The sequence below is a fragment of the Streptomyces sp. NPDC059456 genome (assembly GCF_042750055.1).
Classification (GTDB): Bacteria; Actinomycetota; Actinomycetes; order Streptomycetales; family Streptomycetaceae; genus Streptomyces.
This window is the reverse complement of sequence record NZ_JBHYVA010000252.1, coordinates 1-10,803: the sequence shown is the minus strand read 5'-3', so window position 1 is coordinate 10,803 and position 10,803 is coordinate 1. Positions and strand designations below refer to the sequence as shown.

Annotated in this window: 6 protein-coding genes; 3 read left to right on the top strand and 3 right to left on the bottom strand. The window is 74.0% G+C overall.

Annotated features, from left to right (window positions below; genetic code table 11):
* The first annotated feature begins 86 nt into the window (after nt 1-86).
* Nucleotides 87-2,972, top strand: coding sequence for an ATP-binding protein (locus ACFXA3_RS21925; protein ID WP_385189079.1), 2,886 nt, complete (start codon nt 87-89; stop codon nt 2,970-2,972).
* Here ACFXA3_RS21925 and ACFXA3_RS21920 read toward each other — a convergent pair.
* A complete protein-coding gene (locus ACFXA3_RS21920; protein WP_385189077.1) occupies nt 2,959-4,968 on the bottom strand; it encodes a sigma-70 family RNA polymerase sigma factor in 2,010 nt (669 codons plus the stop codon). The two genes, ACFXA3_RS21925 and ACFXA3_RS21920, sit on opposite strands and share 14 nt — an antisense overlap.
* A 280-nt stretch (nt 4,969-5,248) precedes the next feature.
* Entirely contained in the window at nt 5,249-6,022 is a 774-nt protein-coding gene (locus ACFXA3_RS21915; protein ID WP_385189075.1) for a TetR/AcrR family transcriptional regulator, read from the bottom strand.
* A 342-nt stretch (nt 6,023-6,364) separates the two neighbouring features.
* Here ACFXA3_RS21915 and ACFXA3_RS21910 point away from each other — a divergent pair, with 342 nt between their 5' ends.
* Together ACFXA3_RS21910 and ACFXA3_RS21905 are read left to right on the top strand one after the other, a co-directional pair.
* On the top strand, nt 6,365-7,783 hold the full coding sequence (locus tag ACFXA3_RS21910) for an NAD(P)/FAD-dependent oxidoreductase (protein ID WP_385189074.1): 1,419 nt from the start codon (nt 6,365-6,367) through the stop codon (nt 7,781-7,783).
* Between the two features lie 168 nt (nt 7,784-7,951).
* Nucleotides 7,952-9,700, top strand: coding sequence for a SpoIIE family protein phosphatase (locus tag ACFXA3_RS21905; protein WP_385189081.1), 1,749 nt, complete (start codon nt 7,952-7,954; stop codon nt 9,698-9,700).
* A gap of 93 nt (nt 9,701-9,793) precedes the next feature.
* Here ACFXA3_RS21905 and ACFXA3_RS21900 read toward each other — a convergent pair.
* Nucleotides 9,794-10,803: MFS transporter (locus ACFXA3_RS21900; RefSeq protein WP_385189072.1), on the bottom strand; the 1,010-nt coding region annotated here is incomplete at its 5' end.

The window sequence follows — 10,803 nt, the reverse complement described above, 5'->3', positions numbered from 1 at the left end:
TACCCCCAACACCCACCCAAAAACCTTTTTTTTAATGATAAGGAGAAAAAAGAGATATAAAATATAATATTAGTAGGAAGAGTAAGATGTGTATAAGAGAAAGAATAAGCACAGAAATCGCACTATGGCGCGGCCCCGCCTTCGCCGACCTGCCCGAGCCCGCCCGCGGCGCCCACGCCGCCGCCCCCGAAGCGCACCGCACCGCCGCCCTGCGCGACCGGATCGACGCCGAGCTCCGCAGCGGCTGCGTCGACCCGGCGTCCCTCCTGCCGGAGATCGAGGCGCTGATCCGGGAGTACCCGTACGACGAGCCGCTGCGCGCCCGGCAGCTCCGGGCCCTGCGCGCGGCGGGCCGTCCCGCCGACGCCCTCGCCGCGTACGAACGCACCCGCCGCACCCGCGCCGACGCCCTCGGCGCCGACCCTGGCCCCGAACTCACCGCCCTGCACGCGGAGCTGCTCCAACCCGCCCCCGCCACACCCGCCACACCCACCGCCCCCGCCACACCCACCCGGCCCGCGCCCGCCGCCCCGTCCGCCGGGAACCTCCGCCCCCGCCTCACCTCCTTCGTCGGCCGCGAGCCCGAACTCGCCGCCCTCCGCACCGACCTGGACCGCTTCCGCCTCGTCACCCTCACCGGCCCCGGCGGTTCCGGAAAGACCCGGCTCGCCGAGCACACGGCCGCCGCCCACCCCGAACCGGCCTGGCTCGTCGAACTCGCCCGCCTCGACCACCCCGCCGCGGTCCCCGGCGCCGTCCTCAGCGCCCTCGGCCTGCGCGAGAACACCCTCATCGCCCGCGAGAAGACCCCCGCCGACGACCCGGCCGCCCAGCTCGTCGAGCACTGCGCGAACCGCCGGCTGCTCCTCGTCCTCGACAACTGCGAACACGTCATCGGCGCCGCCGCCGAGCTCGCCGAGCACCTCCTGACCCACTGCCCCGGCGTAAGGATCCTGGCCACCAGCCGCGAACCCCTCGGCGTACCCGGCGAAACGGTCCGCCCCGTCGACCCGCTGCCGCCCGACCCCGCGCACCGCCTCTTCGCCGACCGCGCCGCCGCCGTCCGCCCCGGCTTCACGCCCGACGAGGACCCGGCCGCCGTCGCCGAGATCTGCGCCCGCCTCGACGGGCTGCCGCTCGCCATCGAGCTGGCCGCGGCCCGGCTGCGACTGCTCACCCCGCGCCAGATCGCCGACCGGCTCGACGACCGCTTCCGGCTCCTGACCAGCGGCGCCCGTACCGTGCTGCCCCGCCAGCAGACCCTGCGCGCCGTCGTCGACTGGTCCTGGGAGCTCCTCGACGACCGCGAACGCACCATGCTGCGCCGCCTGTCCGTCTTCGCCGGCGGCTGCGACCTCCCCGCCGCCGAAGCCGTCTGCTCCGGCGCGGCCGCCGAGGACGTCGCCGACCTCCTCGGCTCGCTCGTCGACAAGTCGCTCGTCGTCGCCGCCCCCGGCCCCGACGACACCGGCATGCGCTACCGGATGCTGGAGACCATCCACGAGTACGCCGCCGAACGCGCCGCCGCGCACGAAACCGACCGCGCCGCCGCCGCCGACCGTCACGCCGCACACTTCCTGGCCCTCGCCGAGGAGGCCGAGCCGCTGCTGCGCGGCGCCGCCCAGCTGCCCTGGATCCGGCGCATCGAGACCGAACTCGACAACCTCCGCGCCGCGCTCCTGCACACCACCCGCAGCGGTCCCGCCGAAACCGCCGAACGGCTCGTCCTCGCCCTCGGCTGGTTCTGGTGGCTGCGCAACTACCGCATCGAAGGCGTGGAATGGACCGCCCGGATCATCGAGCTCAGCCCCGCCGAGCCGCCCGAGGGCACCCCCGCGTACTGGCGCTTCATGCGCGCGCAGATGCTGCACGTCCTGCTGCTCGCCGAAGGCCACTCGCCCGAGGAGTTCCGCACCCCGCAGAACATCACCCTCGCCGACCGCATCCAGCAGATCTTCCGGGGCGCCGGCCCCGAAACCGCCGGCTTCCCCGGCATGCTCTGGCCGATGACGACCTTCCTCACCGGCGACACCCTCGCCGTCCTCGAAGGGCTCGACGAGACGGTCGACAACTGCCGCCGCCACGGCGGCGACTGGGAACTGGGCATCACCCTCCTGCTGCGCACCCACGTGGCCATCGACTTCACCGGAGGCCTCGACTCCGTCACCGCCGACCTCACCGAACTGCACGCGATCGCCCACCGCGTCGGCGACCGCTGGCTGCGTGCCCAGGTGGCGAGCGCCGCCGGGGAGGTCGCGCTGTCCCGCGGCCGGTACGACTGGGCCCGCATCGAGTACGAGGAATGTCTGCGCCTGGCCCGAGAGGTCGGGGCCCACATCGAGGTGCCGTTCGCCATGGCCCGGATCGCGGAGTCCGCCTTCTGTTCAGGGGACTTCGACGGCGCCGGGAAACTCCTCGCGGAAGCCGCCCTCGAAGTCGAACGCTACGGCGGGGTGTACGACGCCCGGGCCTACGGCGGCATGCTCACCGCGCTCCTCGCCCTCGCCCGCGGGGACCTCGAACGGGCCCGCACCGAAGCCGGACTCGCCCGCATCGCCTGCGGGAAGATAAACGCGCCCCCGCAGCTCGCCGCCGGGCTGGACAACGTCGACGCCATCCTCACCGCCCGGGAACAGGGCCCGGAAGCCGGCCTCGCCGTGCTGGCGCCGGCCCTGGCCGCGGCCGTCGCCGCGCACTGCGCCGAGCGCGTCCTGGCCGCGCTCACCGACACCGCGGCCGTGCTGCTGGCCGACGCCGGCCGGGCCGCGGAGGCCGTACGGGCGCTGGCCGCGGCCACCGCCTGGCGGGCGGGGCACCCGCGCTCGGTCCCCGAGCAGGCCGCCGTGGCCGACCTGCCCGACGCCACCCGCGCCGTGCTCGGACCCGACCGCCACAGGGCGGAGGAGACGGCGGGCGCGGAACTCTCCCCGGCCGAGGTCGCCGCGCTCCTCACCGCCGTCACCGGCAGCTGATCACCGCGTCGGCCCAGCTGGCCAGCGCCGGCAGGCTGCCCTGACCGGCCTGCTCCACCACCAGCCGCAGCGTCCTGCGCCCGGTCAGGGAGACGTCGACGGCGGCCGCCGGGTCGTCGGACCCTAGCTCGCCCGACCGCCACAGCCGCTGCCCGTCGGCGAACACGGAGAACCGCACCGTGCCGTCGGTGAACAGGGACAGGCCGTCCACCCCGGCCCGCGCCGAGAACGCGGTGCACTGCCGGTTCAGCGTGATCTCCACCGAGGAACGGGAGTTCACGGTGATCCCCTGCGCGAACCGCCGGTCCGCGATCCGCAGCCCCCACCGCTGCCACACCCAGCTGCTGCGCGCCGTCTCCAGCTCGGGGGAGCCGTGGTCGCCGAACACCGAGTGGCCCAGCCCCGCCAGCTCGAAGCCCTGCGGCGGCTTCGGCGCGGGCCGCGACGGCGTCGGGGAGGGCGAGGGCACGCCCGGACTCCGGCTCGGCACCGGGCTCGGTACCGGACCCGGCACCGGCGGGGGCTTCGGCGCCGGCGACTGCGGAGCGGGGGCCTTCGGCCGGGAAGGGCTCGGCGCGGGGGGAGTACCGGGCGCCTCGGCCGGTACGGGGCCCTGCGCGTCCGGCGGCTGCGCACCGGCCGGCGCCGGCGTGCGCGGATCCGGGACCAGCGGCACCACGGGCGCCGCCACACGCGGCGCGGGCTGCGCCGAGGGCCCCGGCTCGGGATCGTCCCCGGCCAGCGCGAACACGACCCCGGCGGCCGCGGCGACGGCGATCCCGGCCGCGATGGCGGCCTTGGCGGGCAGCCCGAGCCCCTCGGACACCACCGCCCCGCCCAGCCCGGATCCGGCGCCCCCGGCGCCACCCCCGGCCCCGGCCCCGGCCCCCGCGGTCCCACCGGTCGTGCCGGCTCCGGCAGCTCCGGCGGCCCCGGCACCCGCCCCGGCGGTGGACCCGCCCGCGGCCGCGGCGGCAGCGCCCGCACCTCCGGCGGCGACGGCCCCGCCGGCCAGCACCCCGGCCGCCTTCGCCGCGTACCCGGCGGCGAACCAGCCGATGACCGCGACCGGCAGCAGCGCGGGAATGCCCGCGTTGACGTCCTTGAGCTCGCCGGCGGCCAGCCGGCACTTCACGCAGCCCTCCAGGTGCTTGCGCAGCCCCCGCTCCGCCCGCATCCGCAGCCCGCCGCGGGCGTACGCCCCCAGCCGGTCCGCGTACCGCGCGCAGTCCCCGCCCGCGCCCAGCGCCGAGCTCACATGGGCCTGCAGATAGGCCTGCTTGAGCCCCTCCCGGGCCCGGGAGGCCAGCACGGCGGTCGCGTTGGCGCTCAGCCCGAACAGCGGGGCGATCGCACTGGGCGAGGCGTCCTCGACGGTGGTGTGCCACAGCACGGCCTGCCACCGCTCGGGCAGGCTCCGGAACGCCTGCATCGCCAGCGACTGATCGGCCTCCCGCATCGCCCGTACGTCCGCGCCCAGTTCGAGGGTGTCGTCCCCCGACAGCCCGGACAGTCCGCCCCCGGTCTCGGATCCGGCGGCCGCCTGTTCCGCGAACACCGCGAAGTCCTCGACGAGGTGCTCGCGCCGGGACGTCTTCGCCCAGGCCGCCGCGACCCGCCGCACCGTGGTCAGCAGGTACGCGCGCACCGACTGGTCCGGCCCGGCCCCGCCCCGCACCGCCTGGAGCGTACGGGCGAACACCTCGGCGGTCAGGTCGTCGGCCGTGTGGGCGTCGCGGCAGCAGGTCCGCGCGTAGCGCCGTACGGAATCCGCGTGCCGCAGGAACAGTTCCTCGTACGCACCGTCGTCGCCGCCGCGCATCCGGGCGATCAGGTCCCCGTCGGACGGCGGCAGCCCGCCACCGGCGTACCCCGCCGCCGCGTGCCGCCCGCGCCGCGGCACGCGCTGGGCCGGGACCTGCCGTGCGACCGGGCTCTCCGCCCCGACCTCACCGCCGGCACCACCGAGCGGCTCTTCCCGACCGTCAACGCTCATCGTGGAAGCCCCCGCACGACACACTCAACCGGTACACCGTTCAAGCCTGTCACACGGGGGGCGCGCGCCGAGCCGCTCTCCGCGCCATCCACTCGTCCGTGCGGCAACCGGTGAAATCCCGCACCGGCCCACACCCTTTCGGGCGGTGCATCGTTCGGGAACCGTTCGACGAGCCGACGAGCCGACGAGCCGACGAGCCGAGCTTCCGCGAGGGCGGTCCCCGTGGAGGCGCTCTCCCGTGGGGGAGTCCGGCCGATCAGGGCCGGACACCCCCGGCCGCTCAGACCGTCCGGGAGCGCAGTCCTTCGAGCAGGATGTCGAGGAGCCGCGACGACGCCGCCGCCTGCTGCGCCGCGTCGGGCAGTGCCGGAGCGGCCGTCGCTATCACCAGCAGCACATCGGCCACCGTGACGTCGCCGCGCAGCTCGCCGGCCTCCCGGGCGCGGTCCACCAGCCGGCCGACCACCTCGAGCAGCGCACCCGCGCCGGCGTCCTCCGAGGGTTCGTCCTCGGCGGGGATCCGCGAGCCCACGACGCGCAGCTCGGGAGCCCCGCCGCCGGTCACGCCGGCCTGGCGCTGGTGCGGGACCCGCGCCTCCTCCGCCTCGTCGGCGCCGTCCTCGCCCGTCGAGCCGACCCGCAGCACCTGCGGCGGCAGCAGCCGCCCGGCGCCCGAGGCCACGGAGGTGCGCAGGAAGCGCGACAGCGCCTGCCACGGCTCCTCCTCCTGGCCCAGCGCGGCCTGGGCCTGCTCGGTCAGCCGGGCGGTCTCCTCCTCGGCTATTCGCCGGACCAGGACGTCCTTGCTCGGGAAGCGCCGGTACACGGTGCCGACGCCGACGCGGGCGCGCCGCGCCACGTCCTCCATCGGAGCCCCGTAGCCGAGCTCGCCGAAGACCTCGCGCGCCGCGCGCAGCACGTGCTCCAGGTTGCGCTGGGCGTCGACGCGCAGAGGTGTGGAGCGACCCACGCCGTGCGTGGTGCCGCCCGTCATCAGGCGACCGCTCTCGGTCGAGAGCGCGGTCGCAGAACCATGGAAATCGGAAATGTTCATATGTATCCCCCGGTGATCATTTGTCTCCCCCCGGAGACATTCCCCGCCTTCGTGTCGAGGTGGGCCACGGTCAGGTGGGCCCCGGTCTCAGTCCTCGACGAGATACGAACATAGTTGAGCCAGAGTCAATTCAGAAGAGGCAGCCCCGGACGGACCACCGCCCGATCGGAGCATTCCTCCCCACTTTTCCGATCCAAGCCTCCGGAATCACCCCTTCCGCACCGCCTGACCTGCGGAACTCCACCCCCACTCAAGCCACCCGGCAGCCTCGTACCGGCACTCCCTCCGGTCACACAATGTGTCAGGCCTGTGGACAAACTCCCGGCCACGTTGCGTCATGGGATGGTGAAGGCTGCTAACTCCCGGGGCACGGCCCCCGGTACCCCGCCCCGTACGCGCATCCTCGTCGTCGGCGGGGGTTACGTCGGCATGTACACGGCGCTCCGGCTCCAGCGAAAGCTCAGAGCCGGCGAAGCCGAGGTCACGGTGGTCAGCGCCGAGCCCTACATGACGTACCAGCCCTTCCTGCCCGAGGCGGCCGCCGGCTCGATCTCCCCGCGCCACGTCGTCGTCCCGCTCCGCCGCATCCTCGACAAGTGCCGCGTCGTCGTCGGCGAGGCCCAGCGCATCGACCACGCCAAGCGGACCGCGACCGTCGCCACCCTCGCCACCGAGGACGAGGGCACCGGCCCCCTGGAAATCGAGTACGACGAACTCGTCCTCGCCCCCGGATCCGTCTCCCGCACCCTTCCCGTCCCCGGCCTCGCCGACTACGCCATCGGGTTCAAGACCGTGGAAGAGGCCATCGGCCTGCGCAACCACGTCATCGAACAGATGGACATCGCCTCCTCCACCCGCGACCCCGCCCTCCGCGACGCCGCCCTCACCTTCGTCTTCGTCGGCGGCGGCTACGCGGGCGTCGAGGCCCTCGGCGAACTGGAGGACATGGCCCGCTACGCGGCCCGGTACTACCACAACATCAAGCCCGAGGACATGAAATGGGTGCTGGTCGAGGCCAGCGACCACATCCTCCCCGAGGTCGGCCCGGAACTCGGCGTCTACACGATCCGCGAACTGCGCCGCCGGGGCATCGACGTCCGCCTGGAGACCCGGCTCGAATCCTGCGAGAACCGCGTCGCCGTCCTCAGCGACGGCGCCCGCTTCCCCACCCGTACCGTCGTGTGGACCGCAGGCGTCAAACCCCACCCGGTCCTCGCCGCCTCCGACCTCCCGCGCACCGAACGCGGCCGCCTCCGCTGCACCTCCTTCCTCACCGTCGAAGGCACCGAACACGCCTGGGCCGCCGGAGACGCCGCCGCCGTCCCCGACATCACCGCGCAGGAGAAGGGCCGCGAGTGCGCCCCCAACGCGCAGCACGCCGTCCGCCAGGCCAAGGTCCTCGCCGACAACCTGCTGGCCTCCCTGCGCGGCGAGCTCCTGACCGAATACGCCCACAAGTACGCGGGCTCCGTCGCCTCCCTCGGCCTCCACAAGGGCGTCGCCCACATCTACGGCCGCAAGCTCAAGGCCTACCCGGCCTGGCTGATGCACCGCACCTACCACCTCAGCCGGATCCCCACCTTCAACCGCAAAATGCGCGTGCTCGCCGAATGGACCCTCTCGGGCCTCTTCAAGCGTGAGATCGTCTCCCTCGGATCCCTCGAACACCCCAGGGCAGAATTCGAACTCGCCGCCGGACACGGCCACAAATTCCCCCCGCCCCCGCCCGCCCCCAAACCCCCGAAGGACAGCCAGGGCTGACGTTGTCAGTGCGGTCGGCCACACTGGACGTGTGACCATAGGTGGGCTCACCCCTGCACACAGTGACATTCACGGTGGCCCCCACCGTGACCCCACCGAGCGACACCGGCCAGCGATCGACCACGAGAAGCACAGCGACCACTTGCGACACCACGAGGCTTGAACGCAGTGAACTTCACGCGCTGGAGCGCCCGTTTTCCCGGAACGCAGCGCCGCGCCGCCGCCCGGTCCGAACACGCCGCGGCCCAGGCCAAGCGGGGTGAGGGCGCCGTCCCGGCAGCCCGCGGCTCCGCCGCCCGTCCGGCCACGGCCGCCGACGGTGCCCCGGCGGACCCCACGGTCTCCGGCACGGGCATCGGCCCGGGCACCGGCCCCGGCCTCCCCGCCGCCGTGCCCTCCCTCGACGAACTCTCGGTACGAGAGGTCCTCGGCCGGCTCCCCGCCCTCGTCGCCCTCGTCCACGGCCCCGAACACCGCGTCGCCTACGTCAACGACGCCTACACCGCCGGCTTCGGCCCCCGCCCCGCCGGCGCGCCCGCCCACGAGGCCCTCCCCGAACTCGGCGAGCTCGGCCTGCTCCCCCTGCTCGACCAGGTCCAGCGCAGCGGCAAGCCCCGTACCGCCAAGAACCGCACCGCCCCCGGCGGCGCCAGCTCTTACACGGTCACCTGCACCCCCGTCGTCTTCCCCGAAGCCCCCGCCGACGGCGACACGGACCCCCGGCACACCGGGGTCCTCGTCCACCTCGCCGACGTCACCGACCACGCCGAAGCCGTCGAACGGCTGCGCACCAGCGAACGCCGCCAGCGCGAAGCCGCCGTCACCCTCCAGCGCTCCCTCCTCCCCCAGGAGCTGGAACAGCCCGACGACCTCCGCATCGCCGCCACCTACCAGCCCGGCGGCACCGAAGCCGCCGTCGGCGGCGACTGGTACGACGTCATCACCCTCGGCGCCGGCCGCACCGCCCTCGTCATCGGCGACGTCATGGGCCGCGGAGTCCGCGCCGCCGCCGTCATGGGCCAGCTGCGCACCGCCGTCCGCGCCTACGCCCGCCTCGACCTGCCGCCGCACGAGGTGCTCCAGCTCCTCGACGGCCTCGCCGCCGAGATCGACGCCAGCCAGATCGCCACCTGCGTCTACGCCGTCCACGACCCCAACGAGGGCCTGCTCGCGTACGCCTCCGCCGGCCACCTCCCGATCCTGGTCCGCGACGAGGACGGCACCGTGCGCCGCGCAGCCGACCCCACCGGCCCGCCGCTCGGCACCGGCGGCTGGCTGCACACCTCGGGCACCATCGCCCTGGGCCCCGGCTCCACCGCCGTCCTCTACACCGACGGCCTCGTCGAACGCCGCGGCGAGGACATCGACGAAGGCGTCGCCGCCCTCGAACGCGCCCTCTCCGGCGCCCAGGGCACCCCCGCCGTCATCTGCGACCGCCTGATGCGCGCCCTCGGCGTGGACGCCGACCACGACGACGACGTCGCCGTCATGGTCCTCCAGCAGCCGAGCCGCACCGGGGCCGACGCCGAGCTCTTCCACAACGCCGCCCTGGAACTCCTCGGCGGCGTCGAGGCCGCCCCCCGCGCCCGCGCCTTCGCCTCCGGAGTCCTCGCCTCCTGGCGCTTCCCGGTCGAACTGTGCGACCTCGGCGTCCTGGCCGCGAGTGAACTCGTCGCGAACTCCCTCCAGCACGGCACCCCGCCCATGCGGCTGCGGCTGCGCCGCACCGACCGGCGCCTGATCATCGAAGTCACCGACGGGGACGACCACCTCCCGCGCCGCCGCCGCGCCGAACCCGCCGACGAAACCGGCCGCGGCATTTCGATCGTCGCGACCATCGCCTCCGCCTGGGGCTCCCGCCGCACCCCGGGCGGCGGCAAGGCCGTCTGGTGCGAATTCGCCCTGCCCGACAAATAGCCGGGCCCGCCCATGCGAAAGGCCCGGTCCACCAGGACCGGGCCTTCCCCTTGCACTGCCCGTACTGCCCGTACTGCCCGTACGGTGCGTCCGCTACGCGGGAACGCGCTCCGGCTCGGAGGCCGGCACGACCACCGCCACCACGTCGCCCTTCAGCAGCGACGGCTTGTCCTGCACCGGGCTCAGCTGCCGGCCCAGCCGCAGCGCCAGCCCCGCGATCCCCAGCGACACCGCGATGAACACCCCGATGTAGAGCATCGGCACACCCGCGCCCAGCGGCACACCCAGCGGACCCAGCGCCAGCGCCATCTGCTTGACCAGCGCGAACGCCGAGTTGTACTGGCCCACCGAACCCTCCGGCGCCAGGTCGGCCACCAGCGGCGCCAGCGTCGGCGACAGCATCGCCTCACCGATCCCGAAGAGCGCGTACGTGGTGATGAACGCGGCGGCGGCCATCATCGCGCTGCCGTGCCCCAGCCCCGAGAACCCGGCGATGACCCACGCCACGGTCCAGATCAGCCCGACCAGCGCGATCACCCGGGACCGACGGCGCTTCTCGACCAGCTTCAGCACGACGAACTGCGCCACGACGATGGCACCGGTGTTCGCGGCCAGCGCGAACCCGAGCGTGGACGGGGTGATCCCGGCCGCCTCGGTGCCGAACGCGGCGAGACCCGACTCGAACTGCCCGTAGCAGGCGAAGAAGATCACGAAGCCCAGCACCAGCAGCTTCACCATGGCCTTGTGCCCCAGCAGCCGCTTCCATGCGCTGCCCGCCCCGGACTCGCCCCGCGGCACGGCGTCCTTGATGCTCGGAGCGTGCGGCATCCGCACCGTGAGGATGACCCCGGCCAGGACCAGGAACATCACGGCCTCGATGCCGAACAGCAGGGTGAAGCTCGCGGGCCGGCTCTCGTCGACGATCTGGCCGCCGATGAGCCCGCCGATGCCCAGACCAAGGTTCTGCATGAAGAACTGGAGGGCGAAGGCACGCGTACGGGTGCCCGGCGTCGAGCACCACACGATCATCGTGGCCAGCGCGGGCTGCATGACGGCCTGCCCGGCGCCGAGCGCCAGGGCGGACAGCAGGATCGGCACGATGC